The organism is Mesorhizobium sp. M0048, from assembly GCF_040323405.1.
Lineage (GTDB): Bacteria > Pseudomonadota > Alphaproteobacteria > Rhizobiales > Rhizobiaceae > Mesorhizobium.
The window spans coordinates 126,131-152,021 of the sequence record NZ_JAMYUV010000007.1 but is presented as its reverse complement, the minus strand read 5'-3'; the positions used below and the strand labels follow the sequence as shown (position 1 = coordinate 152,021).

Annotated in this window: 24 protein-coding genes and 1 tRNA gene; 15 read left to right on the top strand and 10 right to left on the bottom strand. The window is 63.8% G+C overall.

The genetic code is table 11. The features are described 5' to 3' along the window. Positions 1–186 precede the first annotated feature (186 nt). Positions 187–2,022: a M3 family oligoendopeptidase gene (locus tag NKJ84_RS10095; RefSeq protein ID WP_352506325.1), complete on the bottom strand. Its 1,836-nt coding sequence runs from the start codon at positions 2,020–2,022 to the stop codon at positions 187–189. A gap of 152 nt (positions 2,023–2,174) precedes the next feature. On the opposite strand from NKJ84_RS10095, the gene NKJ84_RS10090 reads away from it, so the two are divergent. The 3 genes from NKJ84_RS10090 to NKJ84_RS10080 all read left to right on the top strand — a co-directional run bounded on the left by NKJ84_RS10090 (position 2,175) and on the right by NKJ84_RS10080 (position 6,097). Beyond that, entirely contained in the window at positions 2,175–3,737 is a 1,563-nt protein-coding gene (locus tag NKJ84_RS10090) for a sigma-54-dependent transcriptional regulator (protein ID WP_352506324.1), read from the top strand. Positions 3,738–4,093: 356 nt separating this feature from the next. After that, positions 4,094–5,938: a peptidoglycan L,D-endopeptidase MepK gene (gene mepK / locus NKJ84_RS10085; RefSeq protein WP_352506323.1), complete on the top strand. Its 1,845-nt coding sequence runs from the start codon at positions 4,094–4,096 to the stop codon at positions 5,936–5,938. Positions 5,939–6,023: 85 nt separating this feature from the next. After that, positions 6,024–6,097: transfer RNA gene (locus NKJ84_RS10080), tRNA-Gln, on the top strand. 51 nt (positions 6,098–6,148) lie between these two features. On the opposite strand, the gene NKJ84_RS10075 is transcribed toward NKJ84_RS10080, so the two are convergent. Beyond that, entirely contained in the window at positions 6,149–6,787 is a 639-nt protein-coding gene (locus tag NKJ84_RS10075; RefSeq protein ID WP_352506322.1) for a 2-dehydro-3-deoxy-phosphogluconate aldolase, read from the bottom strand. A 170-nt stretch (positions 6,788–6,957) separates the two neighbouring features. Between NKJ84_RS10075 and trhO the strand changes: the two genes are divergently transcribed. Further along, positions 6,958–7,875, top strand: a complete 918-nt coding sequence (gene trhO / locus NKJ84_RS10070; protein WP_502904016.1) for an oxygen-dependent tRNA uridine(34) hydroxylase TrhO — start codon at positions 6,958–6,960, stop codon at positions 7,873–7,875. Positions 7,876–7,896: 21 nt separating this feature from the next. Here trhO and NKJ84_RS10065 read toward each other — a convergent pair whose 3' ends face one another. Continuing rightward, positions 7,897–8,256 (bottom strand): YybH family protein, encoded by a 360-nt coding sequence (locus NKJ84_RS10065; protein WP_352506320.1) that lies wholly within the window; start codon positions 8,254–8,256, stop codon positions 7,897–7,899. 277 nt (positions 8,257–8,533) lie between these two features. On the opposite strand from NKJ84_RS10065, the gene NKJ84_RS10060 reads away from it, so the two are divergent. Both NKJ84_RS10060 and NKJ84_RS10055 read left to right on the top strand, forming a co-directional pair. Next, the gene (locus tag NKJ84_RS10060; RefSeq protein ID WP_352506319.1) at positions 8,534–9,280 is read left to right on the top strand and encodes a tellurite resistance TerB family protein; all 747 of its coding nucleotides are present in this window, start codon (positions 8,534–8,536) and stop codon (positions 9,278–9,280) included. Between the two features lie 221 nt (positions 9,281–9,501). Continuing rightward, positions 9,502–10,257 (top strand): SDR family oxidoreductase, encoded by a 756-nt coding sequence (locus tag NKJ84_RS10055; protein WP_352478254.1) that lies wholly within the window; start codon positions 9,502–9,504, stop codon positions 10,255–10,257. A 23-nt stretch (positions 10,258–10,280) separates the two neighbouring features. Here the strand turns inward: NKJ84_RS10055 and NKJ84_RS10050 are convergent, their stop codons facing one another. Both NKJ84_RS10050 and NKJ84_RS10045 read right to left on the bottom strand, forming a co-directional pair. Further along, entirely contained in the window at positions 10,281–10,661 is a 381-nt protein-coding gene (locus NKJ84_RS10050) for a YciI family protein (RefSeq protein ID WP_254816974.1), read from the bottom strand. 22 nt (positions 10,662–10,683) lie between these two features. Next, positions 10,684–11,868 carry a pyridoxal phosphate-dependent aminotransferase gene (locus tag NKJ84_RS10045; RefSeq protein ID WP_352506318.1) on the bottom strand — a complete coding sequence of 395 codons (1,185 nt, stop codon included), beginning with the start codon at positions 11,866–11,868 and terminating at the stop codon, positions 10,684–10,686. An 83-nt stretch (positions 11,869–11,951) separates the two neighbouring features. Between NKJ84_RS10045 and NKJ84_RS10040 the strand changes: the two genes are divergently transcribed. The 4 genes from NKJ84_RS10040 to denD all read left to right on the top strand — a co-directional run bounded on the left by NKJ84_RS10040 (position 11,952) and on the right by denD (position 14,883). Beyond that, positions 11,952–12,638: a GNAT family N-acetyltransferase gene (locus NKJ84_RS10040; protein ID WP_023720204.1), complete on the top strand. Its 687-nt coding sequence runs from the start codon at positions 11,952–11,954 to the stop codon at positions 12,636–12,638. Positions 12,639–12,651: 13 nt separating this feature from the next. Then, positions 12,652–13,635, top strand: a complete 984-nt coding sequence (locus NKJ84_RS10035) for a cation diffusion facilitator family transporter (RefSeq protein ID WP_352506317.1) — start codon at positions 12,652–12,654, stop codon at positions 13,633–13,635. A gap of 62 nt (positions 13,636–13,697) precedes the next feature. Further along, positions 13,698–13,904: a hypothetical protein gene (locus NKJ84_RS10030; protein WP_352506316.1), complete on the top strand. Its 207-nt coding sequence runs from the start codon at positions 13,698–13,700 to the stop codon at positions 13,902–13,904. Position 13,905: 1 nt separating this feature from the next. Next, positions 13,906–14,883 (top strand): D-erythronate dehydrogenase, encoded by a 978-nt coding sequence (gene denD / locus NKJ84_RS10025; protein WP_352506315.1) that lies wholly within the window; start codon positions 13,906–13,908, stop codon positions 14,881–14,883. Positions 14,884–14,908: 25 nt separating this feature from the next. Here denD and NKJ84_RS10020 read toward each other — a convergent pair whose 3' ends face one another. The 4 genes from NKJ84_RS10020 to NKJ84_RS10005 all read right to left on the bottom strand — a co-directional run bounded on the left by NKJ84_RS10020 (position 14,909) and on the right by NKJ84_RS10005 (position 18,915). Further along, on the bottom strand, positions 14,909–16,063 hold the full coding sequence (locus NKJ84_RS10020; RefSeq protein WP_352506400.1) for a nickel/cobalt transporter: 1,155 nt from the start codon (positions 16,061–16,063) through the stop codon (positions 14,909–14,911). Beyond that, entirely contained in the window at positions 16,060–16,728 is a 669-nt protein-coding gene (locus tag NKJ84_RS10015) for a DUF1007 family protein (protein WP_254816980.1), read from the bottom strand. Before NKJ84_RS10015 ends, NKJ84_RS10020 begins: the two co-directional genes overlap by 4 nt. Positions 16,729–16,814: 86 nt before the next feature. After that, complete coding sequence (locus NKJ84_RS10010) at positions 16,815–17,714, bottom strand: LysR family transcriptional regulator (protein WP_352506314.1); 900 nt, start codon at positions 17,712–17,714, stop codon at positions 16,815–16,817. Between the two features lies 1 nt (position 17,715). Further along, a complete protein-coding gene (locus NKJ84_RS10005; protein ID WP_352506313.1) occupies positions 17,716–18,915 on the bottom strand; it encodes an amidase in 1,200 nt (399 codons plus the stop codon). Between the two features lie 564 nt (positions 18,916–19,479). Here NKJ84_RS10005 and odc2 point away from each other — a divergent pair. Then, positions 19,480–20,613, top strand: a complete 1,134-nt coding sequence (odc2, locus tag NKJ84_RS10000) for an ornithine/lysine decarboxylase (protein WP_352506312.1) — start codon at positions 19,480–19,482, stop codon at positions 20,611–20,613. 153 nt (positions 20,614–20,766) lie between these two features. Then, positions 20,767–21,441: a GNAT family N-acetyltransferase gene (locus NKJ84_RS09995; RefSeq protein ID WP_502904019.1), complete on the top strand. Its 675-nt coding sequence runs from the start codon at positions 20,767–20,769 to the stop codon at positions 21,439–21,441. 60 nt (positions 21,442–21,501) lie between these two features. Here the strand turns inward: NKJ84_RS09995 and NKJ84_RS09990 are convergent, their stop codons facing one another. Continuing rightward, on the bottom strand, positions 21,502–21,786 hold the full coding sequence (locus NKJ84_RS09990) for an SCP2 sterol-binding domain-containing protein (RefSeq protein WP_254816984.1): 285 nt from the start codon (positions 21,784–21,786) through the stop codon (positions 21,502–21,504). A gap of 279 nt (positions 21,787–22,065) precedes the next feature. On the opposite strand from NKJ84_RS09990, the gene NKJ84_RS09985 reads away from it, so the two are divergent. From NKJ84_RS09985 to NKJ84_RS09975, 3 genes are all read left to right on the top strand, one after another. Beyond that, on the top strand, positions 22,066–23,862 hold the full coding sequence (locus NKJ84_RS09985; RefSeq protein ID WP_352506311.1) for a chloride channel protein: 1,797 nt from the start codon (positions 22,066–22,068) through the stop codon (positions 23,860–23,862). A 150-nt stretch (positions 23,863–24,012) separates the two neighbouring features. Further along, positions 24,013–24,432, top strand: coding sequence for a DOPA 4,5-dioxygenase family protein (locus NKJ84_RS09980; protein ID WP_352506310.1), 420 nt, complete (start codon positions 24,013–24,015; stop codon positions 24,430–24,432). A gap of 366 nt (positions 24,433–24,798) precedes the next feature. Next, on the top strand, positions 24,799–25,815 hold the full coding sequence (locus NKJ84_RS09975; RefSeq protein WP_502904018.1) for an aminopeptidase: 1,017 nt from the start codon (positions 24,799–24,801) through the stop codon (positions 25,813–25,815). The last annotated feature ends 76 nt before the right edge of the window (positions 25,816–25,891 follow it).

Here is a 25,891-nt window from a genome sequence, read left to right as displayed (position 1 = left end):
TGCCCGGCTGAGCTTGAGGGCGGACGCTATCATACAGCTTACGGGAATCTAACGGAAAACTTCCATGGAAAGTTATTTAAGAACAAATAACCAAGACAAGAATAGAACCACCGCCAATATGCATTGCAGCTAAACTGTTCTGGAAAACCCGGTCATCCGGTGTTGCGCATCACCCAGTGTTGCGCATCAATTGTCCAGTGCTTCCAGCTCGTCGATCAGTCCGCTGATCACGCCAAGCCCGATTTGCCAGAAGGCAGGGTCGGCCGCGTCGAGGCCGAACGGCGCCAGAAGCTCGGAATGATGCTTGGTGCCGCCGGCGCGCAGCATGGCAAAATATTTCTCCTGAAAACCGCGCTCGGCGTTCTGGTAGACCGCGTAGAGCGAGTTCACCAGGCAATCGCCGAATGCATAGGCATAGACGTAGAAAGGCGAGTGGATGAAATGCGGAATATAGGTCCAGAAAACCTCGTACCCCTCGCGCAGCTTGATCGCCGGCCCGAGGCTTTCCGCCTGCACTTCCAGCCAGAACTGGCCGAGCTTGTCGGAGGTCAATTCGCCGCTCTTGCGCTCGGCATGCACCTTGCGCTCGAACTCGTAGAAGGCGATCTGGCGCACGACGGTGTTGATCATGTCCTCGACCTTCTGGGCGAGCATGGCCTTGCGTTCGCGCTTGTCGGTGGTCTGCTCGAGCAGCGAGCGGAAGGTCAGCATCTCGCCGAACACCGATGCCGTTTCGGCCAGCGTCAGCGGCGTCGACGCCATCAAGGCGCCCTGGCCGCCGGCCAGCACCTGGTGCACGCCGTGGCCGAGCTCGTGCGCCAGCGTCATCACGTCGCGCGGCTTGCCCATGTAGTTGAGCAGCACATAGGGATGCGCCGAAGGCACGGTCGGATGCGCGAAGGCGCCAGGCGACTTGCCGGGTCTCACCGGTGCATCGATCCAGTTGCGGTCGAAGAAAGTTCTGGCGATCTCCGCCATGTCGGGCGAAAAGCGCTGGTAGGCGGAAAGCACGGTGTTCTTGGCCTCGTCCCAGCCGATGACCGCCTGCGGGGTCTCCGGCAGGGGCGCATTGCGGTCCCAGTGGTTCATCACCTCCATGCCGAGCCAGCGCGCCTTCATCGCATAATAGCGATGCGACAGGCGCGGATAGGCGTCGCGAACCGCGGCGGCGAGTGCATCCACCACGCTGCGTTCGACGCGGTTGGCGAGATGGCGGGAATCGGCAATATCCTCGAAGCCGCGCCAGCGGTCAGAAATCTCCTTGTCCTTGGCCAGCGTGTTGGTGACCAGCGTAAAGACGCGCAAATTCTTGCGGAAGGTCGTGGCCAGCGCCTCGGACGCCCGGCGGCGCACCTCGCCGTCGGCGTCCTGCAGGCGATTGAGCGCCGGCTCCAGCGTCAGCTCCTCGCCGTCGAAGTCGAAGCGTAAATCGGTCATCGTCTCGTCGAACAGGCGGTTCCAGGCGCCGCGCCCGGTGATCGACTTTTCGTGGAAGAGCTGCTCGATGCGGTCTTCGAGCTGATAGGGCTTGTCCTTGCGCAGATCGAGCACCCAGGGCCGGTAGTGGGCGAAGGCCGGATCGGCGGCGAGTGCGTTTTCGATCGCGCCATCGTCGATGAGGTTCAGCTCGAGCGCGAAAAACAGCAGGTGGGCGCTGGCATCGGTCATCTTTTCCTGGATGTCGCCATAGAGCTTGGCGCGCTGCGGATCCGACGTGTTGCCGGCATAGACAAGCCCGGCATAGGAGACGATGCGGCCGATCAGCTCCTCCAGCGCTTCATAGGCCTGAAGCGCCTCGCCAAGCCTGCCGGCGCTGCCACGCCCGGCCTCGGCGGCGAGCGTGCCTTTCCAACGGCTCTCGAAGGCGATGGCATCGGCGGCGGCCTTGGCGATGTCGCGCTTCAACTCGGGCGCTTCCATGCCCGAATAGAGATCGGCCAGATTCCATTCCGGCAGGTCGCCAAGCTCCGCCACGCCCTGACCGGGAGCCGCCGCCAGCTTTCGAGCAAAAACCATGCGCATTGCCGATCCTTCCAGACACAAAAATTCGAGGAAACGAGAAGCCGGTCAAATCCTAAGGAATTCGTTCACCGGGTTTTTTGAAAGCTTATTTAGAACCCTGTGCCAAGATGATCCATAGGGCGCATTCTCGGGCGGGCACGGTCGGATCAGTCATGGCAGCTTCCATACTCATAGTCGATGACGATCCCGTGCAGCGCCGGCTGCTCGAGGCGGCGGTGACGAAATTCGGCCACACCGCGATCGTCGCCGATGGCGGCGAGGCGGGTCTCGAGTTTGTCGACGGACCCAATGCGCGCGACGTGTCGGTGGTCATCCTCGACCTTATGATGCCTGGGCTCGACGGCATCGGCGTGCTGAAGGCGATGCGCGAGCGTGGCATCCACATTCCCGTCATCGTGCAGACCGCGCAGGGCGGCATCGAAACCGTCGTTTCGGCAATGCGTCACGGCGCCTTCGACTTCGTCGTCAAGCCGGCCTCGCCCGACAGGCTGCAGGCGTCGATCGGCAACGCCCTCAAGGTCGAAGCGCTCGAAGGCGAAGTGAAGCGCTCGTCACGGCAGCGCGGCGGCCATCTGACGTTCAAGGACATGATCACCCACAGTCCGGCGATGGATCGGGTGATCCGGCTCGGCCGCAAGGCGGCGGCGTCCAACATTCCGATCCTGATCGAAGGTGAATCCGGCGTCGGCAAGGAACTGGTGGCGCGCGCCATCCAGGGCAGCGGCGACCGCCGCTCGAAACCCTTCGTCACAGTCAATTGCGGCGCCATCCCCGACAATCTGGTCGAATCGATTCTGTTCGGGCACGAGAGGGGCTCGTTCACCGGCGCCACCGAAAAACATACCGGCAAGTTCGTCGAAGCGCACACCGGCACGCTGTTCCTTGACGAAATCGGCGACCTGCCGCTCGACGTGCAGGTCAAGCTGTTGCGCGCCGTACAGGACGGCGAGGTCGATCCGGTTGGCGGGCGCTCGGCCGTCAGGGTCGACATCAGGCTGATCTCGGCAACCCATCGCAACCTGCTGCAGCAGGTCAAGGACGGCAAGTTCCGCGAGGACCTGTTCTACCGGCTGAACGTCTATCCGATCTTCGTGCCGCCATTGCGCGACCGTCGCGACGACATCCCCTATCTGGTGGAGCATTTCATGGAGAAGGTGGCGCCCGCCGATCCGCGCCACCGCCTGCGAGGCATCTCGGCTGCGGCGCTTGCCATGCTGCAGGCCTATGACTGGCCGGGCAACATAAGACAGCTCGAAAACGCCGTCTTCCGGGCCTCGGTGCTCGCCGACGGCGACATGCTGACCGAAGAAGAATTCCCGCAGATCCGGGCGCAGGTCGAGGGCACCGTCAATCTCGATTCGGGTACCGCCTTGCCCAATTCAGGGGGGCCAGCTCCAGGGTGGCCAGCTTCCGGAGTGGCTTCGGGCAGCCAGGCGCGCGACAACATATCGGCCGCTGGCGGCATCGCATCCGCCGACGCCGATGCACCGGCCAAGCCTCGTTTCGGGACGCTGCGGGCGCTCGACGAGCGCGGTAATGTGCGTGCACTGGCCGACGTCGAACTCGAAATGATCAAGCTCGCCATCGATCACTACAACGGCCAGATGAGCGAAGTCGCCCGCCGTCTCGGCATCGGTCGGTCGACGCTCTACCGCAAGCTCAAGGAATACGGCATCGACCCGGAAACCGGCCGCGTCGAACGGCTCGCTTCCTGAGTCACAGGGCCAAGCCGGTTCTCATCCGGACATTCCACGCAACTGCGCCTCGAAATGATGTGTTCGCCATAGTGTTCACGTATTAAGGCGGACGGTAACAGATCGTGTTTCGAGCTGGCGCCAAAACATGATCTAAACCAGCGGTTTACCAAGATATCCGGCGCAATATTTTTGGCGGGATATCGCCACCGTGTTACCGCATTTCGGCTTCAATAAGCGATGATTAACCATTAGGATCGATATTCGGATGCACACACCACGCATCCGTTTGGTCAAATCCGGGGACAAAACGGCAGCCTGCAAGGCCTTTTGATTTGAACAGAATCGAACGACACGAAAACGGGCGGCATTATCACATGAGCGTCTGGCCGAGATGGCTGGCAGCGGTGATTGTTGCCGTCGGGTTCCTTGCAGCGGCGGCAACCGGCGCCAGCGCCGAGACACGTTCGCTGAAGCTCTATCATCTCCACACGCATGAAAAGGCGGAGATCGTCTACAAGCGCAACGGCCGCTACGACCAGGCGGGCTTGCGAAAGATCAACATCATCCTGCGCGACTGGCGTCGCAACGAGCCGACCAAGATGGATCCGCGCCTGCTGGACCTGGTCTGGGAAGCGTACCGGGAGAGCGGCGCCACCGATTACATCCAGGTCGTCTGTGGCTATCGTTCGCCGGCCACGAATTCGATGCTGCGCAGCCGCAGCAGGGGCGTCGCCGAGAAGAGCCAGCACATGCTCGGCAGGGCGATGGATTTCTACATTCCCGGTGTCCCATTGAAGAAGCTGCGTGATATCGGCCTCAGGATGCAGGGCGGCGGCGTCGGCTACTATCCCAGCTCCGGCTCGCCCTTCGTGCATATGGATGTCGGCAATGTGCGCCACTGGCCCGGCATCAGTCGCCAGGAACTGGCGCGCGTGTTCCCCAACGGCAAGACGCTGCATGTGCCGAGCGACGGCAAGCCGCTGCCTGGTTATCAACAGGCGCTCGCCTCCTACAAAGCCCGCAAGGGCGCCGGCGCGCCGGCCATTGAACTGGCCAGCGCAAGCGGCGGCAAAAAATCCCACGGGTTCCTGGCAGCCTTGTTCGGCGGTGGCGACGACGAGGCGGACGACAGCGCCGATGTGGCGATGGCCGAGCCGGCACCAAAGCCCCGTAACGTGAAGCCGGCGCCGTCCGCCAAGAGCAGCAACCTGCCTGGTATTGCCATCGTGGCGCCTCAGGATGCTAAGCGCGCCGAGATTCCGGAGGTCGCCGATGCTCCGGCGCCTGACCCGGAGAACGACACGCCGGAGACGATCATCGCGGCATTGCCGGCGCGCAGCGTCCCGCTGCCGGATTTTGCTCCGCGTCCGAAGACCGACGTCGGCGCTCAGCCGCCTGAAAACGTTCCGTTCGGCGTGGCGGATGCGGCTGGATCGACTGAACAGGCGGTGGCGACCGCGCAAGCGCCGGCAACCGTGGCGCCGGCAAGTGTTCCGTTCGGCATGGCAGACGCAGCTGCTGCTGCCGGCCCGGTGCAGGTCGCGGCAAACAACATTCCCTTGCCGAGCTGGCGGCCCGATCATTCGCTGCCGGCCGATCTGTCGCCGGCGGGTCTTGCGCCGCAGGACAAGCAAGTGTTGCTGGCGCTGGCGAGTGCGGCAGAGCGGAGCAACACTGCCACCGACGCATTCTCGGTATTGCCGTCGGCGCGGCCCGATACTTCCCAGCCGGACGAGGTCAAGGCCGTTCTGGAAAGGGTCAGCGCGACCGACGAGTACAAGGTCGCGTCGCTTTCCGAGCAAGCATCGGTGTTCGAGGAACCGGCGAACGACGACGGGCCATCGAGCGACGGGGCATCGCCGCGCGAGGCCATCGTTGCCCGCCCGGCCGGCTCCGATCCGGCTGCCGTCATCGGTGCAGGCGTGAAGACCACACGCAAGGAACCCAGGGCAACCGCCCGCGACCTGAAACCCGGCCCCAAGCCGGTGGTGGTCACCGCCGCGCCGCAGGCCGCCCGTTGGGCGCTGCACAGCGGTGAGTATGTAGCAACCGTTTCAGATGCGACAACGGCGCCGCGCTACGCCTACGACTTCGTCCGTACGGCGCCGAGCGAGGTCTATACGGTAGGCTTCCAGCCGGGCAACGAGATGGCCGACGCCAACCGGTTCACCGGCAAGGCCGTCAAGTTCATGTCGGTGGCACGCTTCAAGACCGAGTAGGCCGCGCTCGGCACCTCGCGCGGCTATCTCTACCCGGCGGCACTGGCTTCCTTCATCCCGGGATGGTAACCAGCGGTCAGCATTCTCCCGCTTCGTCTAATGGTAGGACAGCGCCCTTTGAAGGCGTGAATCGTGGTTCGAGTCCATGAGCGGGAACCAGCCGGCGAACCAGGTCGGCCAAATCGGCGGCGACTTTTGATGCAGATGATGCTAGCGCCCGAGCTTGCTTGCCGCGCGTGCCAAGGCTTCGATCTCGTCCCATTTGCCGGCCTTGACCAGATCGTCTGGCGCCACCCAGGAACCGCCGATGCAGATGACGTTGGGCAGGCTGAGATAGTCGGCGGCGTTCTTGCCGGTGATACCGCCGGTCGGGCAGAATTTCACGTCGGCAAGCGGCGAGGCGAAAGCCTTGAGCGAGGCAATGCCGCCAGACTGTTCGGCCGGGAAGAATTTCAGAAAGCGCAGGCCGGCTTCGCGCGCGGCCATGACCTCTCCCGGCGTGATGGCGCCGGGCAGCAACGGCACATCGCTGTCCTTGGCTGCCGCGAGAAGCTCGCGAGTGATGCCGGGGCTGACAATGAATTTCGAACCGGCGGCCGCCGCCTCGCCGAACTGGCGGGCGTCCAGGATGGTGCCGGCGCCGACGACGGCGTCTTCGACCTCGCCCGCCACCCGGCGGATCGCCTCCAGCGCGTCGGCGGTGCGCAGCGTGATCTCGATCGCCGCCAGGCCGCCGCGGGCCAGCGCCCGGGCCAGCGGCACCGCGTCGGCGGGATTGGCGATCTTCAGCACCGGTATGATCGGCTGGCCGTTGAGGAGCGACAGGAGCTTTTCGGTCGTGCTGGGCATTCGTCGTCTCTCCTCTGTTGATCAAGTCGACCGGTTAGCAGAAGGTGGTTTTTCTGTCCACGAAACGCGGCGTGTCGCGATGTCACGCGTGATGTTCGAAACGCACCCGCGGTCAGACCGCTCCCGGCTCTGCCTTGATCCGGCTGCCGTGAGCGTTTAGTGGCTTGGCGATGACACTGCCCAGCCAAGCCTTCCGCGTTGCCGCGCTTTACCGCTTCGCCCGGCTCGACACGTTCGAGGCGCTGCGCGCGCCGCTCGCCGCCTTCTGCTGCGCACGCGGCATCAAAGGCACGCTGCTGTTGGCGCGTGAGGGCATCAACGGCACGGTCGCCGGCAGTGAAACGGCAATCGCCGCGCTCATCGATCATCTCGAATCCATCGACGGTCTCGCCGGCCTCGAGATCAAATTCAGCAGCGCCGCGACGATGCCGTTCCACCGCATGAAGGTGCGGTTGAAGCGCGAGATCGTCACCATGGGCGTGGACAATATCGATCCGGCAGCTGCAGGCACCTATGTCGCGCCGGCCGACTGGAATGCACTGATCTCGGATACGGGTACCATCGTCATCGACACGCGCAACGCCTACGAAGTGTCGCTCGGCACCTTCAAGGGCGCTGTCGATCCCGCCACCACCAGCTTCCGCGAATTCCCGGCCTGGGTTGAGCAGCATCGGCATGAGCTCGACGGGCGCAAGGTCGCCATGTTCTGCACCGGCGGCATACGCTGCGAGAAGGCGACGGCCTATGTGAAGTCGCTCGGTTTGGAGCATGTGTTCCACCTCAAGGGCGGCATTCTGAAATATCTCGAGGATGTGCCCGCAGAACAGAGCCTCTGGCAAGGCGAATGCTTCGTCTTCGACGAGCGCGTTTCGGTATCGCACGGGCTGGTCGAAGGCGAGGCCGAACTCTGCCGCGCCTGTCGGCATCCGCTAGCCGCGGAAGACCGGCTGTCGCCGAGATATGCTACCGGCGTTTCATGCCCGCATTGCTTCGATGCCCGCTCGGACGAAGATCGCGCCCGTTACGCCGAGCGCCAGCGCCAGGTCGAGTTGGCGCAAGCACGCGGCGCCCGCCACATCGGAAGTTAGCTCACGTGAAGCAACTTCACGTCAAGCAACAGAGAAGCGATCGATGACCCACAGCCATGTCCCGTCGTTCTGCTGGCGCGCGACCTCGGTGGTGATCGTGCCGTCGGGAAGCCGGGTCGAGGTGAGCGCCAGGTCGCCATTGACGACAGCCGGACGCTGATCTCCGGATTGAAATTTTCGGCCGGTTGCGGTGATCTCCGCGAACAGCGCCCGGATGGCTTCGCGGCCGAACGTCAGCTGTCCGCCACCGCTGTCGATGACTGCATGCGGCTCGAAAAGCGCGGCCATGCCGTCAATGTCTCCGATCCATTGCCGTGAAATCAGCAGGCGCTCCAGTTCCTGGGGGTCGCGTGCCGGCTGGCGGTCTGTCTCATCGGTCATGCCAGGCTCCTTCCAAGCGACATGCCGCGACACTACCCGAAGTCGAGGGCGGTTTCGACACATCCCATGTCCCCAGCGCCGCGTGTTTTTTTGGGCGCGGCAGGAGGCTGCAGCACTTTGAGTTCCGCGTGAAATCCCAGCAGATGTCGGTGCGGGGTCATGCGTGGCAGCGGGTAAAAGGATGCACCCGTCATTGTAATGTCAAACTGCGGGACCTAGGTCTTCGACGTCCAAACCTGCCCGCGCACCTTCGGCCGGGCCAATTCTGGAGGCATAGATGTTCGATCCCAAGAAGCTCCTCGACGATCTGCTCGGCTCGCAAATTCCTGGCACCGGATCGACCGTCCGCGACAAGGCCGGGCAGGCGGTGCAGATGGCCAAGGACAATCCGCTTGCAGCCGGTGCGCTGGCCGCGGTGCTGCTCGGAACCGGCCCAGGCCGTCAGGTCAGCGGTGCGGCGGTGAAGCTTGGTGGGTTGGCTGCGATCGGCGGCCTCGCCTACAAGGCCTACCAGAACTACAAGAACGGCAACGCGCCGGCCGAGACGCAAGCTGCAGGCGAACCGGAATTGCTGCCGCCGCCGGCCGATACCGCCTTCCATCCGTCGCAAGCGCCGCAGGGCGAAGACGAATTCACGCTGACGCTGGTCAGGGCGATGATCTCGGCGGCGAAGGCCGACGGCCACGTCGATGACGAAGAGCGGCAGAAGATCGCCGGCAAGCTCAGCCTCGCCGGCGTCGGCGCCGAAGCGGAGAAATTCCTGATGTCGGAACTGGAGGCGCCGCTCGATCTGGATGTGCTGATCGCAGGGGCCAAGACCGATGCGCAAAAGCTGGAACTCTACACCGCCTCGCGTCTTGCCATCGATCCGGACACGCGGGCCGAACGCGGTTATCTCGACCTGCTTGCCGGCCGTCTCGGCCTGCCGGATGCGCTGGTCGACCATGTCGAGGCGACGGTGACGGCGGCGAAGGTGCCGGCAGCGGGCAGCACAGCCAAGCCGGTCGCAGGCTCGCGCTGGTAGCTCGAAGAGGAAGCCTTGGAACTCGGCGCCGTTGGCGTTAGCTTCTCGTTAACCGAGGAAGCGCATGATTTCAGGCAGTCGGATCGGCTTTCCTCCTCCCAGGCCCGGTTCGGATCAGGGGCGGTCGCCAACGGCCGCCCTTTTTGTGAGCACAGGCTTTGGGCCGGCTTGCCATGGTTCCCGTCATTTGCGATGCCTCATCCCTTTCAGGGAGTACAGCCATGACCGACTATAAAACCGCCATCGTCACCGGCGCCGGCACGGGCATCGGCAAGAGCGTCGCCACAGCGCTGCTCAAGGCCGGCTGGAATACGGTCTTCTGCGGTCGTCGCAAGCCAGTGCTGGAGGATGCGATCGCCGCGGCCGGGCCGACGCAGGCCAAGGCATTGGCCTTCGCCTGCGACATCAGCAAGGCCGATCAGGTCGACGATCTGTTCGAGACGGTGGCTGCGGCTTTCGGGCGCGTCGACCTGCTCTTCAACAATGCCGGCACGAGCTACAAATCGACATTGATCGACGACATCCCGGTCGAAGTGTGGAACGACATCGTCGGGGTCAATCTCACCGGCTCGTTCCTGTGTGCTCGCGCCGCGTTCGGCGCCATGCGTAGGCAGCAGCCGATGGGCGGCCGCATCATCAACAACGGCTCGGTATCGGCCTATGCGCCACGGCCGGGCTCGGTGCCCTATACGGCGACCAAGCACGCCATCACCGGGCTGACCAAGACGCTGGCGCTGGATGGCAGGCCCTTCGACATTGCTTGCGGCCAGATCGACATCGGCAACGCGCTGACCGACATGGCGCAAGCGATGACGGTCGGCGTGCCGCAAGCCAACGGCACCATTGCCGCCGAAGCGGTGATGGATGTCGAGCGCGTCGCCGATGCGGTCCTTCATATGGCCAGCCTGCCGCTCGACGCCAACGTGCTGTTCATGACCGTGATGGCGACGAAGATGCCATTTGTCGGGCGAGGCTAAATTAGTCTCGACCCGGTCCTAAATCAGGGCCGGGTGACCGGAAGCGGCACGCCGGGTAAATATAGCGAAATCGGGCGGATTTCGTAGACGGCGGTCGGATTGACGCGGCGAAGGTCGCGCGCAATGTCGATAGCGGCGTCACGGTTGGCGCAGTCGACGACATAGAGTCCCAGCAATTGTTCCTTGGTCTCGGCGAAGGGGCCGTCGATAACCATTCCGGTGCCTGGCCCGCGCAAGGTGCAGGCGTCTTGTGTCGCGCCGAGCCGGGCCGCAGGCCCAAGGGTGCCTTGACGGTAGAGCCGATCGTTGATCTGGAGAAGATCGGTCATCAGCGCCGCATCCTGCTCAGGCGTCAGCGCCGTGATCGCTTCTTCCTCGTGATAGGCAAGAATGGCATAGAACATCTGGCGTCTCCTTTCGTCGTCCTCACTTCGCCAGGAACGCCTCGATCCGCTCCAGCGCGCGCAGGATGTTCTCTTCGGAATTCGCGTAGGACAGCCTGACATAGCCTTCGCCGAGAATGCCGAAATCGGGGCCGCCGATCAGCGCCACGCCGGCATCCTCGAGCAGCGCCGAGGCGAGCTTCTTGGCCTTCCAGCCGGTCTTGGAAACATTAGGGAAGGCATAGAAGGCGCCTTTCGGCGTGATGCATGAAACGCCCGGCAAGGCATTCAACCCCTCAACCACGACCTTCCTGCGGCGGTCGAAGGCGCGCATCATCTTGTCGACGTCGTCCTGCGGGCCGTCAATGGCGGCTATGCCGGCATACTGGCTCGGCGCGTTGACGCAGGACCAGCAATTGACCGCCAGCTTGCGCACCTTGTCATAGAGATGCGCGCCCTTGTCGCCGTTCGGCCAGATCGACCAGCCCATGCGCCAGCCGGTCATCGCCCAGGTCTTCGACCAGCCGTTGAGGACGATCAGCCGATTACGGATTTCGGGGAAGGTGAGCAGCGAACAGTGCGTCTCGCCGTCATAGGTCATCACGTCGTAGATCTCGTCGGAGAGGATGGCGACGTCCGGGTGTGCTTCCAGGCCCCTGACCAGCTTCTCGATCTCGGCTCGGGGGGTGACGCCGCCGGTCGGGTTGGCAGGCGAGTTGAGGATCAGCAGCCTGGTCTTCGGCGTGATCAGCGCCAAGGTCTCCGCGGCCGAAAAGGCAAAGCCGTTCTCCTCGCGCATCGGCACCGGGATGGGGGCAGCACCGGTGAACTCGATCATCGAGCGGTAGATCGGAAAGCCGGGATCGGGATAGAGAATTTCGGCACCCGGCTCGCCAAACATCAGGATCGCCGCGAACATGGTCGGCTTGCCGCCGGGCAGGATCAACACCGCTTCCGGCGAGACTTCGACGCCAGTGGTGGCCAGCGTGCGGCGTACCACCGCTTCGCGCGTCGCCAGCAGGCCGTTGGCCGGCGTATAGCCGTGATGGCCATCGCGTAGCGCCTTGATCGCGGCCTCGACGATATGCTGCGGCGTCTTGAAGTCGGGCTGGCCGATGCCGAGATTGACAATGTCGCGGCCCTGGTGGGCAAGTGCAGTGGCACGCGCCAGCACTGCGAACGCATTTTCCTCGCCGAGGCGGTCGAAGGCCGAAATCGTGTGGAGCATTTTTCCCGTCCGTGTGGTTCTTTCAGCGAGCGTGCGTTTTTGTGAGCGTCCGCCCGCAAAAGTCAAACGGATTGGAGTTTTCGGTGTCGGAAAATCTCAAGAATTGGCAACCGCGCCCGCGGCCCGAACGCAAGTTGCTGGAGGGGCGCACTGTCAGGCTGGAGCCGCTCAACGCCGAAAAGCACGGCGACGGCCTGTTCGAGGCCTCGTCAGTGGTCGATGCCGGCGGCCGCTTCGCCTGGCTGTTCGACGACCCGCCGCAGACCCGCGCCGCCTTCCAGCCATGGCTGGACAAGGCCGAAGCCAGCGATGACCCGCTGTTCTTCACGGTCATCGACAAGGCCAGCGGCAAGGTCGCCGGGCGCCAGACGCTGATGCGCATCGATCCGGCCTATGGCGTGATCGAGATCGGCAACATCTATTGGGGACCGCTGATCTCGCGCAAGCCGGCGGCGACGGAAGCGCAGTTCCTGTTCATGAAGTACGTCTTCGACGAGCTTGGCTACCGCCGCTACGAATGGAAATGCAACAATCGCAACGAGCCGTCGAAGCGCGCGGCGGAACGTTTCGGCTTCAAGTTCGAGGGCGTTTTCCGTCAGCATCTTGTGGTCAAGGGCGAAAACCGCGATACCGCGTGGTATTCGATCATCGATAAGGAATGGCCTGATCTGCGCAGAGCCTATGAGGCGTGGCTCGATCCGGCCAATTTCGACAGCGATGGCCAGCAGAAGCGGCGGCTCGAGGATTTCCGCGCCGAGTTTGGCGCGTAGCAGGAGCTCATAGATGGCGCATACCCACGACCATGCCGCGCAGGGCCACGACCACAGTCACGGTGCCGGGCATGTGCATGGCTCGACCGACAAGAAGCGCGTGCTGATCGCGGCTTGCCTGACCGCCGGCTTCATGGTCGTCGAAGCGCTTGGCGGTCTCCTGACGGGATCGCTGGCGCTGCTGGCGGATGCCGGCCACATGCTTGCCGACTGCATTGCGCTCGGCCTTGCCTGGTATGCCTTTCATCTTGCGAGCCGACCGGGGACCGTGCGCCTCACCTACGGCTTCGGCCGGGTCAAGACACTGGTCGCCTACACCAACGGCATCGCCATCTTCGCCATTGCGCTGTGGATCGTCTATGAGGCCTGGGGGCGTTTGCTGACGCCTGAGCCCGTGCTCGGTGGGCCGATGCTGGTCGTTGCGATTGCCGGCCTTGCGGTCAACATCGGCTCTTTCTTCGTGCTGCATGGCGGCGACCGCGATAGCCTGAACATGCGCGGCGCCATCCTGCATGTGCTCGGCGACCTGCTTGGCTCGGCCGCGGCGATCATCGCGGCGCTGATAATCCTGGCGACGGGCTGGACGCCTATCGATCCGATCCTGTCCGTCCTTGTCGCGCTGCTGATCTTGTCCACGGCCTGGTCGCTGATGCGCGAGGCCGCCCACGTCCTGCTCGAAGGCGTGCCGGCAAGCCTCGACCGCGACCTGATCGCGAGGGACATCGAAGGCTCGATCAAGGGCGTGCGCGAGGTGCATCACATGCATGTCTGGTCGATCGACGGTTCCAGCAACATGGCGACATTGCATGCCTGCCTCAATGACGGCGTCGACGCGCATATGGCGGTAAGCGCGATCAAGAAGCGGCTTGCGGCGGAACATGGCATAGCCCATGCCACGGTCGAACCGGAATTCGGTCAATGTGCAGACAGACATGAGCATGATGACGAGCACGAGCATGCGCATGACACGGCACCGCACCGCGGCCATTATCACTGACTTCGGGAGTTCTGGGCATTGGCAACGATCGACATGAACTCTCGCCGCCCTGGCGCCGCGTGATGGACCGCGACACCCGCAATGCGGCGATCGGCGCCGCCTGGGTTTTGCTGCTGTTCGGCATCGCAGCCTATAATCTTCCAACAGTGATGCTGGCGGTCGGCAATATCTCGACGGTTCTTGCCGGCGTCGTCGCCGCGATCTTCATGGTGGCAATCTTCGTCGTGTTCTGGCTGCGTAGCCGCAGCCAGCGCAAAAAGGGAAAGTGACATGCGCATTCTGATTACCGGCGCGGCAGGCATGGTCGGCCGCAAACTCATCGCCAGGTTGGCCAAGGACGGGGCGCTCGGCGGCCGCAAGATCGCCGCGCTCGATCTTCACGATATCGTGCCGCCGCAAGCGCCGGTGCTCGAAGGTGTCAGCATTACCCCCCACACCGGCGACCTTGCCGCACCGGGAGCGACCGCAAATCTGGTCGCGCTGCGCCCCGACGTGATCTTTCACCTCGCCGGCGTGGTGTCGGGCGAGGCGGAGGCCAATTTCGATCTCGGCTACCGCGTCAATCTCGACGGCACAAGGGCGCTGTTCGACGCCATAAGGCTGGCGGGATTTGCGCCGCGCGTCGTCTTTACCTCGTCGATCGCTGTGTTCGGCGCACCGTTTCCCGACGTCATTCCGGACGAGTTCCACCCGACGCCGCTGACCTCCTACGGCACACAGAAGCTGATCGGCGAGGCGCTGCTTGCCGACTATACGCGCCGCGGTTTCTTCGACGGCATCGGCATCAGGCTGCCGACCATCTGCGTCAGGCCGGGAAAGCCGAACAAGGCGGCCTCGGGCTTCTTCTCCGGCATCATCCGCGAGCCGCTGAGCGGCCATGAAGCGATCCTGCCGGTACCGCGCTCCGTCGTCCACACACACGCCAGCCCGCGTTCGGCGGTGAATTTCCTGATCCATGCGGCTCAGATCGACGGCGCCGCCGTCGGGCCGCGCCGCAACCTGACGATGCCGGGCGTCGCCGTCAGCGTCGGCGAGCAGATCGAAGCGCTGGAGCGTGTCGCCGGCGCCAAGGCGGTGAAACTGATCCGCGAGGAACCCGACGAGACGATCTGGGCGATCGTCAAGGGCTGGCCGACACGCTTCGAGGCGCGGCGCTCGAAGGAGCTTGGCTTTGCCGCCGAAACGAGCTTCGACGAGATCATACGCGTCCATATCGAGGACGAGTTGGGCGGCAAGATACCTAGCTAAATCGCCCCGATCGCACGCAACTAGGTCAGGCGCCAGTCAGGCTGGCCGAAAGCAGCAGCAGGCCGAACAGGAAGACGAAGGCGGCGCCGCCAATCTCGACGAAGGAATGGATGCGGTTGCCCATGCGGCCGTCGCCGGCAAAATACACCGCCCAGTTCTTCGCGGTCACCGCAAGCGTCGCCAGAGCCGAGACGGTGATTGCGGTGCCGAGGGCCATGGCCAGCACCGACAGGATGCCGCCGAACCATAGCCCGTTCAGCAAGGCGAAGCTCAGCACGATCAGCGCGCCGGAGCAGGGGCGGATGCCGACGGCAGCGACAGCCGACCAGGCCGTGCGCCAATCGAAGCGATCGCCCGAAAGCAGCGCCGGGTCGGGCGCATGCGAGTGCCCGCAGGTCTCGCAGACCTCGCCAGCCGCATGACTGTGGTGATCGTGCGCAGCATGGGCGTGGTCGTGTGCGCCGTGGTCATGATGGTCATGCGCATGGTCGTGATCGTCATGCGCATGAAGCGCGTGGGAATGTGCCGCATGGGCATGCGCGGAATGTGAATGGCCGGCATGTGAATGGCCGGCATGGGCAGCCGAGAGGCTGTAGCCGGGGCTTGCGCCGAACAGGCGAAGGATGGCCGGGCCGGCCTTGCGCCAAAGCAGCCAGGCGCCGAACAGGGTGACGAAGACATAGCTCATGATTTCGAGGAACCATGCGGCGTCGGTCATCGATATCGCGGTGCCGCGCAACACGAAATAGGCGAGCAGCATCACCACGATCGCGGTCAGCGCCTGCAACAGGGCCGAGACGAAGGACAGCATGATGCCGCGCTTGAGCGCCACCTCATTGGCCACCATGTAGGACGAGATCACCGCCTTGCCGTGACCGGGGCCGGCGGCGTGGAAAATGCCATAGGCAAAGGACAGGCCGATGAGCAGCCACAGCCTGCTGCCATCCTGGCGCATCGCCTTCATCGCGCCGGCAAGCGCATGATAGAATTCCTGCTGGCGCAGATTGATCCACATCAGGATGTGGGCGAACGGGCCGGTGGCGGTTGGAGCCATGCCGTCATTGGTGCCGATGCCCAGCGAACTCTGGGCGTGGGCGGAGCCGAGAAAGTGCGTCATCACAAAGGCGGCGGCCAGAAGACCGAATGCCAAACGCAGGGACGGTTTCGCCACTGGATCTATCCTTCCGGCTGACAGGTCAGTTCGAGCTTGGTGGCAAAGATCTTGCTCATGTCGGTGCCTGTCGGATCGTTGAAGAAGGCCTCGGTCAGGGTCTTCTGGTTCTCGGCGATCGCCTCGTCCGGGTTGGGGCGGACAACCTTGCTGGTGCAGGCCGGCGGCAAGCCATCGACCTGCAGATTGGCATCCTCGGTGAAATCGATCGCGGTGTAGAAGGTCGGATCGTAGACGCCGATATCGATCTTGCCGCTAAGTTTGATCGGCACCTTCGGTTCGGATTCAAACAGGATGATCAGCTGGTCATTATCGAAATTGGCCATCAAATGCGGCGGCGGGGTCATTGCCACGTCCTTGCCGTCAACGGTGACGAGCTGGAAGTAGTTGAATTCGGCAAGCGAGGCATGGACGGTGTCGGCAACATCCTTCAGCTCCTTGTCGTCGAGCTTCAGGTCGGAATTCTTGTCGAACTCCATCATCACCGTGCTCGAAAACAAATCGTCAAACCGCCAGACATGGCGCAATGCCTTCACAGTTTGGTGATCCGGGCCGAGGACCACTTCGAGGCGGGCTTCGGCGAAGACGTGGGGATGCACCTCAGCCGGTCCGACGGCGGCAAACGTCGCGGTCAAGGCCGAAGCCAGCATGATGGCTTGCTGTTTCAAGTGCATTCTCGGTCGCGATTCAATCGGCTTCGGTGAATTGCCGACAGTTACCAGAAAGGGGGCGAAAATGGGACCGCAAGGCGGCTGAAAGCTCATGCGTTGTCCAGCGCCTTGAACCACTGCACCAGGAAGTCGACGAAAACGCGAACTTTCGCAGGCAGATAGCGCCGGTGCGGATAGACGGCGAAAATGCCGCCACCAGGCAGGATGCGGTCATCCAGCGCAGTCACCAGCTTGCCGCTTTCGATGTCGGGCGCGGCGATGAAATCCGGCAGGATGGAAAACCCCAAGCCCGCCACGGCCGCCGCCCTTGCCGTCATCGGGCTGTTGACCTCCATCGGGCCGGAGACCGAAACGCTCACCGTATCGCCGCTGTCGCCCTTGAAAGGCCAGTTGGTCAGCCAGCGGCCATTGGTGTCGATAATGCAGGGCACACGGGCCAGATCCTGCGGCCTGACCGGCATGCCGTGCTTGGCGATCAGCTCGGGAGACGCGCAAAGCCGCACCGAAAACGGCGCCAGGCGCCTGGCGATCAACGAGGAATTTTCCAGCCGCGAAATGCGCACCGCCAGATCGAAGCCCTCCTCGACCAGATCGACGAAACGGTCGTCGAGTTGAACGTCGAGTATGATATCGGGATGCTGCTTGGCGAAGTCGATCAGCGACTGGCCGATCGGCGCGTCGGCGAAAGTGCGCGGCGCCGATAGCTTGATCCTGCCGCGCACGTCGCCAGAGGATTCGCGCACCGCATCGGCAAGGCTGTCGACCTCGCGCACGATCTCCGAGGCGCGCCGGTAATAGGTGTGGCCCGCCTCGGTCAGCGAGAACTGCCTGGTGGTCCGATTGAGCAGCAGCGCGCCGAGTTCGTCCTCCAGTTCGCGCACATATTTCGACAGCAGCGCCTTCGAGCGGCCGATCTTGCGCGCCGCCGCCGAAAAGCCTTCGGCCTCGACCACGTCGATGAAGGCGCGCATGCGGGTCAGCGTATCCATGTCATGCGCCTCCTTGGTGGGCTGAAAGGATGCGGGCGGCCAGCGCAATCAACTGCCGGTCGCTGTTCTTCGGACCGAGCAGCGAAAGCCCGAACGGCGCCCCGCCGACCTTGCCGAGCGGCAGCGTGATCTGCGGAAAGCCGGACAGGCCGGAAAGACACAGCAATCTCAGCGCGCGCTCGCGATAGGCCTGCAAATCGTCGAATGACGCGGCCTTGAGCGGCGCGGCACCCGGCGCGGTCGGCAGCACAAGAACGCCGTCATCGCCAAGCAGGCCGGCAAGCGCGAGGCGAAACGAAACGCGACGTTCCGTTTCACGTTGTGCGGTTGCCGCGTCGATGGTCGCGCCGTGCTCGAAACGCTCCTTGACACCGGGTCCCAGCATGCGGTCGCCGCCGGCGATCCAGGCGCCGTGACTTTGCCAGGCTTCATAGCCTTGCAGCTTACGGAAGCACCAATAGAGATCGTCGGTGGAATGCGACAGCGGGCCGACGGTGCGCGGTGCGCCCAGTACGGACGCGACACTGCGGATCATCGAGCGATATTCCGCGGCCTCCAGCGTGCCGAGCACGAGGCCGTCTAGTGCATCGAGAGCGATGGGGCGCCTCAGTTCGTGGCGATGCGGATCGTCGCCGAGCAGCAGCGTGCCGACCTTTTCGTAGATGACGATGTCGCTTGCGAACCAGCCGAACGTGTCCAGCGAAGGCGCCAGCGGCATGGCGCCGTCGAGCGAGATGCGGCCATGCGTCGTCCTGAGGCCGATCAGGCCGCAGAAGCTTGCCGGCGCACGGATCGAGCCGCCGGTGTCCGATCCGGTTGCAATGTCGGCAAGCCTGCCGGCAACTGCCGCGGCAGAACCGGAGGACGAGCCGCCGGTGACGCGGTCGGGTGCTGCCGGGTTGACCGGCGACGGGAAATGCGCGTTCAGCCCAAGCAGGGAAAATGCGAGTTCGTCGGTCTGCGTCTTGCCGACGAAGCGCGCGCCCGAATCAAGCAGCGCCTGGACGGCCGGCGCGGTCGCCATGGCCGGTGAAGCGTCCCGGTACTTCTGCGGGTTGCCGCAGCCGGTGCGGTAGCCGGCGACGTCGAAGATGTCCTTGACGGCCAGCCGCAAGCCGGCAAGCGGGCCGGATTGCGCATTGGCTACAGGGATTGGATCAAGGTCGAGAAAAGCGTTCAGCGGGCCGCGAGTGCCTGTCATGCGTTCGATATCCGGAATGTGCTTGCCGCAGCATTTTTCTTCTGGTTGCCGCAGCATTGTTCGATGCCACAAATTTTACAACCTGCCATACGATTTTTATTGATTGTGAAATCTTTCGATCTTATATCGCGCTTGCCCAAAGTCGCACGTGCCTGTGGGTGTCCGCCGATCCTCGAATGGTGAGGGCAATCGGTAAGGTAACTGGAGCCAACCCCTCCAGTCGGTTTAGCGGCCAACCGCCAACCGAGGACACCTTGAAGCAACGACGGTGCGGGCCTTTCTGGTGTTCTGCCGGTCGTCCAAAGACCGGGGTTACTGAAGAGGCACACCTTCATTGCCGGCAGTGCGGACGGGTCTCCCATCCAAGCCAAGGCAGACAAAGCGAACCGAGGCCGGGCAAGGCCAAGGTTCACCGCCGCGAGACGGCGCTTCATGGTTCCGGGGTCTCCACCGGCTGGTTCCATGGATTTGACGTCCCGCCTTTGTCCACCGCGTGTTCGCGAGGCCGAGGGCCCGCGTCCGCAAGCCTTTGTGCGCGCCGAAAGGCGCTGATGGAGAGACCCGATGGCTACCCAGCGCATCCTTGACTTTCTCGCCACCCGACGTCCGAACGGCCCGTGCCTCGTCGTCGACCTCGATGTCGTGCGCGACAATTTCCGCGCCTTCGAGAAGGCGCTTCCCGATTCCAAAATCTACTATGCGGTGAAAGCAAATCCGGCGCCGGAAATCCTGCGCCTGCTTGCTGCGATGGGCTCGTCCTTCGACACCGCTTCCGTTGCCGAAGTCGAGATGGCGATGGACGCCGGTGCGCCGGCGGACCGCATCTCCTTCGGCAACACCATCAAGAAGGAGCGCGACATCCAGCGCGCCTACCAGCTCGGCATCCGGCTGTTTGCGGTGGACTGCGTCGAGGAAGTCGAGAAGATCGCACGCGCTGCTCCCGGCGCCCGTGTGTTCTGCCGCGTCCTGACCGACGGCGAGGGCGCCGAATGGCCGCTGTCGCGCAAGTTCGGCTGTGTGCCGGCGATGGCGGTCGACGTGCTGCGCCATGCCAAGGCGCTCGGCCTCGACGCCCATGGCGTGTCGTTCCATGTCGGCTCGCAGCAGACCGACCTAACTGCCTGGGATCGCGCGCTGGCCGATGCCAAGAAGGTGTTCGCGACGCTGGCCGACGAAGGCATCGTGCTGAAGATGGTCAATATGGGCGGCGGCTTCCCGACCCGCTATCTCAGGGATGTGCCGGTGGCGCAGGCCTATGGCCAGGCGATCTTCTCGGCGCTCAGGAAGCATTTCGGCAACGCCATCCCCGAGACGATCATCGAGCCGGGCCGCGGCATGGTCGGCAATGCCGGAGTGATCAAATCGGAGGTCGTGCTGATCTCGAAGAAGGCCGACAACGACAATGTGCGCTGGGTGTTCCTCGACATCGGCAAGTTCGGCGGTCTCGCCGAGACAATGGACGAGGCGATCCGCTATCCGATCGTCACCGCGCATGACGGCAGCGAGACCGCGCCTTGCGTGCTCGCCGGCCCGACCTGCGATTCGGCCGACGTGATGTACGAAAAGACGCCGTATCCGCTGCCCTTGTCGCTGACCATCGGCGACGAGGTGCTGATCGAGGGCACCGGCGCCTACACGACTACCTACGCCTCGGTCGCCTTCAACGGCTTCGAGCCTCTCCGATCCTACGTGATCTGACGGCTTCGGCTTTCAGATCACCCCGAGGTGGGCGCCTGTCGCCCGCCCGGGTTCGCCTGTGGAACAGATCTCCGCTCGTGAAGGATCGCGGAAATGGACATTGTAGATTTCGTTGTTGAAGGCGCCGCGGGAATCTCCCCCCTCGAGGGGGAGATGGCCACGAAGTGGCCAGAGGGGGTCGCCGCGCGTGAAGCGCCGACGTTCTTCGTCCACGATAGGGTGTCGCGTCAGGACGTGCCGACCCCCTCTGTCGCCTGCGGCGACATCTCCCCCTCAAGGGGGGAGATAACCGGCGCTTTTGCGATCGTCGCCGAAACTGCGGCAGATATTGCATCGCGCGAGGCTTTGCTCGATCGCGCCATGGGGCCGAAGCGCCGGAAAAAGTCGTCGGAAAAGCTGCGGCGCGGCCGCCGGCCTTCGGAGGGCCTGGCCTTTGTCGCGCGCGACGCGTCGGGCACTGTTGCCGGCACGGTACGGCTGTGGGACGTGGTACTGGGCGAAGGCGGCAAGGCAGCGTTGCTGCTCGGCCCGCTTGCGGTCGACCCGGCGCTCAAGAATGCCGGCATTGGCTCGGCGCTGATGCACCACGCGGTCGCTGAGGCCGCGCGCCTTGGCCATGCGGCGATCCTGTTGGTCGGCGACGCGCCCTACTACAAGCGCTTCGGGTTCTCGGCCGCGAAGACCGGCCCTCTGGCCATGCCGGGACCTTACGAACGGCACCGCTTGTTGGCGCTGGAACTGGTGGAAGGCGCGCTCGACGGCGCGCAAGGCACGCTGAAGGCGGCCGGGCGCAAGCTGAAGGCACAGCGGCTGCCGCTCGCTGCGTGACGGATCAGAAACAAGCCGCCCATTGCACGGCGGCTCGTTTTCATCCCGGACCGGAGTGGATCAGCCGATCAGCTGGCTGAGCGCCATGGCGACGCTCATGTCGCCTTCGACCTTTATCTTGCCGGACATGAAAGCCATGGTCGGGTTGAGATCGCCTGAGATCAGCGAGTCCAAATCGTCGAGCGACAGCTTTATGGTGCAATCGGCCGGCGCATCGGTGGTCGAGACATCGGCGCCGTCGATGACGATGACGCCGTCGCTGCCGGTGTCGAATTTCACGGAGCGATCGAACCCGGCGCTAGCCACGCGCGCGCTGATCTTGTCGGCAATCTCCTGAACGCTCATGGCGGTTCTCCTCGTCTCATTGCGTTTGTCGCACATTGGCACTTCGACCCGGGACTCTTCGATCTGGCCGAAGTCGCCGTCTTGCGCATTTCGCGATCACGGTCGCCGGCGCATATAGCTTCGGGTTGACGTTTACGTCAACGCGGCTCCCCGAGATGAAGATGGGCTTTATCGCCGCAGCATCACGCGGGCATGACACCTTGGCGGCCGGCATGTTGCCATGCGATGCCGCCGGGCGTATCAGGCACCACTCCCCCTTAGATATCGGCGAGCCGCCCGGTGCTTTCCAGAAAAGAACCGCCCAGAAACGAACCGCAAGTCTATGCCCGCCGGTTGCGCGCGGTGCTGATCAGATCTATCCCGCTGCTCGAGGCACGCGGCATTGCCGTCGTCGTTCTGGCGGCCCTGGTCGGGATGATGGCGGGTGCGCTGGTCACCGGCATGAGCGGACTGGTGCAGGTCCTGCATGGGCTTATGTTCGGCGTTCAGCCCGGCGGTCGGCTTTCGGCGATGTTTTCGCTGCAAAGGCCGGAGCAGGCGCTGATACCGGCGGCCGGCCGCATCCTGCTCGGGCTGACGGTGATCTGGCTGAGAAAGCGAAAATTCCGCACGCCGGTCGATCCGATCGAAGCCAATGCGCTTTACGGCGGCCGCATGTCGCTGACCGACACTTTCATCATCGCCGGGCAGACGATGATCTCGAGCGGCTTCGGCGCTTCGGTCGGGCTCGAGGCCGGCTATACGCAGGTGGGTTCGGGCCTGGCGTCGCGGCTGGCGCGCTTGTTCAGGATGCGCCGCAACGATGTCCGCATCCTGGTCGGCTGCGGTGCCGCCGGCGCGATCGCCGCCGCCTTCGACGCGCCGCTGACCGGCGCCTTCTACGGTTTCGAGCTGGTCATCGGCATCTACTCGGTCGCCAATGTCGCACCGGTGATGGCCGCCGCGATCTCAGCCTCGCTTACCGCCGAGGTGTTCGGCGGCGTGCCATTTCCGCTGGAGCTCGCCGGCCTGCCGCAGCTCACCGTCAGCCAGTATCTGCCGTTCATGCTGCTCGGGCTTCTGGGCGGCGGCGCTTCCATCGCCATCATGCATCTGGTGAGCATGATCGAGCGCGTCTTTGCGCGGCTGTCGATCGACGCCTCGCTGCGCCCAGCTATCGGCGGCGTGATGGTCGGGCTGCTGGGCCTGGTCACGCCACAGGTCCTGTCCAGCGGCCATGGCGCGCTGCACCGCGAATTCGCGATGAATTACGGGCTGGCCGCGGTGGCCAGCGTCTTCGTGCTGAAGCTGGCGGCGTCGGCGATCTCGCTCGGCTCCGGCTTCCGTGGCGGCCTGTTCTTTGCCTCGCTGTTCCTCGGCGCGCTGCTCGGCAAGATGTTTGCCGGCGCTATGGCATTCGTCTCGCCGGCGACCGGCATCGACCCGGCCGTCGCCGCCGTCGTCGGCATGACCTCGCTCGCCGTAGGCGTCGTCGGTGGCCCGTTGACGATGACCTTCCTGGCGCTGGAATCGACCCGTGACCTGACGCTGACCGGCGTGGTGCTGGCGTCCTCGCTCATGGCGGCGATCCTGGTGCGCGAAACTTTCGGCTATTCCTTCTCGACATGGCGTTTTCATCTGCGCGGCGAAACCATCCGCAGCGCGCATGATGTCGGCTGGATGCGCAGCCTGACTGTCGGCTCGATGATGCGCAAGGATGTCCGCACCATCGACGCCTCGACGACGCTTGCGGAATTCCGCAAGCAGGTGCCGCTCGGTGCCTCGCAGCGCGTCATCGCGGTCGACGCCGACCTGCATTATGTCGGCGTGCTGATCGTCGCCGAACTGCACAGCCATTTGTCGGATGTAGAGATGCCGGTGCTGTCCTTCGTCAAGTTCAAGGACGCGGTGCTGGTGCCGAGCATGAACGTGCAATCGGCCGCCGAGACTTTTCAGCGCGCCGGCGCCGAGGAATTGGCGGTGGTCGAGGATTTCACCGACCGCAAGGTCGTCGGGCTGCTGACCGAAGGCCATCTGATGCGGCGCTATGCCGAAGAACTCGACAAGGCGCGGCGCGATCTATCGGGCGAGGGGTAGCGCACGTGACAGGCCAAGTCTTGGTCATCGATGGTAGTGAGACGGTTGTCCCGGTTATCCCCCCTGTAAGAGGCGGCATCAACGCAGCCTCGACAAGGTCGACCTTCCATGCTTCGGGTCTGCCGGTTATCATCGAAGGAGAGCATCAAGGTGAACGAAGACGCCGCCAGTCCAAGGCCGCTTTCGGAAATTGTCAGCTATCACGCGCATATTTACTATGACGGGCGGGCCGAGCGGCAGCATGCCGAATGGCTGCGCCTTCGTATCGGCGAGCGTTTCCGCGTGCGCCTGGGCAATTGGCGCGACGAGAAAGTCGGCCCGCATCAGCAGGCCATGTACCAGGTCTCCTTCGCCACCGGGATTTTCGCTACGCTGGTTCCATGGCTGATGCTGAACCACGGCGGCCTGAGCATCCTCATCCACCCCAACACCACCAACCCCAAGCGCGACCATCTGGTCGACCCGATCTGGATAGGGCGGCCGTTGGGGGTGAAGGGCGAGGTGCTTGGCGAGGAGGATGAGGCGGAGGAGGCGCTGGAGGTGAATACGCAGCCGACGGTGGGGGTGTAGCAGGGCAATCGCATAGGCAACCAAGGTCTTCGCTCTACGAGTACCCCCACCCCTAACCCCTCCCCACAAAAGGGAGGGAAACTTCTGTTGGCGCTGACCTCGGCAAATTGCATGCCCTTTCAATGCCAAGGAGGACGTAAAGGTGCGCGGCAGCGTTCCCTCCCCCTTGTGGGGAGGGTTAGGGTGGGGTCCTCCTCGCAAGAATCTCATATGCGGTTGTCGGGGCGGGCGAAGAGTGCGGTAACTTTGGGCCGGTGTCTGCTTGACGAAGATCGGTGCTCTGTTGAGAACGGGAGCTGCATGGGCAGACAAGCAAGCGGTGGGCAAACTGTGAGGCGCGTTCTTCGAATACTGGCCGCGCTGACCATGGCGTTCGGGGTGGCCGGCTGCACAAGCATCTCCTACTACGCGCAGTCGCTGGAGGGTCATGTACGCATCATGGCGGCGCGCAAAAATATTGGAAGGCTGATCCGCGATCCTTCGACGCCCAGACCATTGCGCAGCAAGCTGACGTCGGCGAGCGCCATAAGACAATTCGCGACAGATGAACTGGCCCTGCCTGACAACAGCAGCTACCGCAGCTACGTCGACATCCACCGGGACGCTGTGACTTGGGCCGTTTTTGCCGCGCCGCAATTCTCGCTCGCGCCGAAAACATGGTGCTTTCCGGTTTTTGGCTGCGTTCCGTACCGGGGTTACTTCTCCCGGAAATCCGCGACGGACAGCGCTGTCGCGCTTCAGAGACAGGGGCTGGACGTCTACGTCACAGGCATCACCGCCTATTCCACCCTGGGCTGGTCCAGCGACCCGCTGCTCAGCACCATGCTTGGTCAGGATGACACCTATCTTGCAAGCCTTGTCTTTCATGAACTGGCGCATCAGCGCCTCTATGTGGAGGGCGATTCCGCGTTCAACGAGGCTTTCGCGGTTGCCGTCGAAACCACCGGCACAAGGAAATGGCTCCGCGCCGCCGGCGATCGGGCCGGATTGCGCCGCTACGAAGTCGCTCGCAAGCGCAACGCCGATTTTCTCAGGCTGGTGGCGAAAACGCGCGACGAGCTGGCCCGGGTCTATGGAAGTGCCCGTACCCCGCAGCAGATGGCGGCCGCCAAGGCAGCCACGATCGACACGCTGCGGATGCGCTACCGGCACATGCGCGACCGGCGCTGGGCCGGATACCGGGGATACGACCGCTGGTTTGATACGCCGATCAACAACGCCAAGCTCGCCGCGACTTCCGTCTACGGCGAACAGGTTCCGGCATTCCTTCGCTTGTTCGACCTGTGCTCCGGCGACTATCCAAGGTTCTACGCGTCTGTTCGACGGATCGCTGACAAACCGTCCCGTGGAGAAGCGCTGAAGGCGGTGAATAGCTGTGAGTGACTTGAACAGGCAGCGGGCCGAACATTCTCATCCACCTCAACACCACCAACCCCAAGCGCGACCGTCTGGTCGACCC

Coding starts and splice junctions, on each gene's coding strand:
- NKJ84_RS10065 (WP_352506320.1), bottom strand. CDS start 8,256: ATGACCGATGAGACAGACCGCCAGCCGGCACGCGACCCCCAGGAACTG.
- NKJ84_RS09995 (WP_502904019.1), top strand. CDS start 20,767: ATGGCCACGAAGTGGCCAGAGGGGGTCGCCGCGCGTGAAGCGCCGACG.
- NKJ84_RS10010 (WP_352506314.1), bottom strand. CDS start 17,714: ATGGATACGCTGACCCGCATGCGCGCCTTCATCGACGTGGTCGAGGCC.
- NKJ84_RS10050 (WP_254816974.1), bottom strand. CDS start 10,661: ATGTTCTATGCCATTCTTGCCTATCACGAGGAAGAAGCGATCACGGCG.
- NKJ84_RS10005 (WP_352506313.1), bottom strand. CDS start 18,915: ATGACAGGCACTCGCGGCCCGCTGAACGCTTTTCTCGACCTTGATCCA.
- NKJ84_RS10055 (WP_352478254.1), top strand. CDS start 9,502: ATGACCGACTATAAAACCGCCATCGTCACCGGCGCCGGCACGGGCATC.
- mepK (WP_352506323.1), top strand. CDS start 4,094: ATGAGCGTCTGGCCGAGATGGCTGGCAGCGGTGATTGTTGCCGTCGGG.
- NKJ84_RS10030 (WP_352506316.1), top strand. CDS start 13,698: ATGGACCGCGACACCCGCAATGCGGCGATCGGCGCCGCCTGGGTTTTG.
- NKJ84_RS10045 (WP_352506318.1), bottom strand. CDS start 11,868: ATGCTCCACACGATTTCGGCCTTCGACCGCCTCGGCGAGGAAAATGCG.
- NKJ84_RS10035 (WP_352506317.1), top strand. CDS start 12,652: ATGGCGCATACCCACGACCATGCCGCGCAGGGCCACGACCACAGTCAC.
- NKJ84_RS09990 (WP_254816984.1), bottom strand. CDS start 21,786: ATGAGCGTTCAGGAGATTGCCGACAAGATCAGCGCGCGCGTGGCTAGC.
- NKJ84_RS10075 (WP_352506322.1), bottom strand. CDS start 6,787: ATGCCCAGCACGACCGAAAAGCTCCTGTCGCTCCTCAACGGCCAGCCG.
- odc2 (WP_352506312.1), top strand. CDS start 19,480: ATGGCTACCCAGCGCATCCTTGACTTTCTCGCCACCCGACGTCCGAAC.
- NKJ84_RS10095 (WP_352506325.1), bottom strand. CDS start 2,022: ATGCGCATGGTTTTTGCTCGAAAGCTGGCGGCGGCTCCCGGTCAGGGC.
- denD (WP_352506315.1), top strand. CDS start 13,906: ATGCGCATTCTGATTACCGGCGCGGCAGGCATGGTCGGCCGCAAACTC.
- NKJ84_RS10090 (WP_352506324.1), top strand. CDS start 2,175: ATGGCAGCTTCCATACTCATAGTCGATGACGATCCCGTGCAGCGCCGG.
- NKJ84_RS09975 (WP_502904018.1), top strand. CDS start 24,799: ATGGCGTTCGGGGTGGCCGGCTGCACAAGCATCTCCTACTACGCGCAG.
- NKJ84_RS10015 (WP_254816980.1), bottom strand. CDS start 16,728: ATGCACTTGAAACAGCAAGCCATCATGCTGGCTTCGGCCTTGACCGCG.
- trhO (WP_502904016.1), top strand. CDS start 6,958: ATGACACTGCCCAGCCAAGCCTTCCGCGTTGCCGCGCTTTACCGCTTC.
- NKJ84_RS10060 (WP_352506319.1), top strand. CDS start 8,534: ATGTTCGATCCCAAGAAGCTCCTCGACGATCTGCTCGGCTCGCAAATT.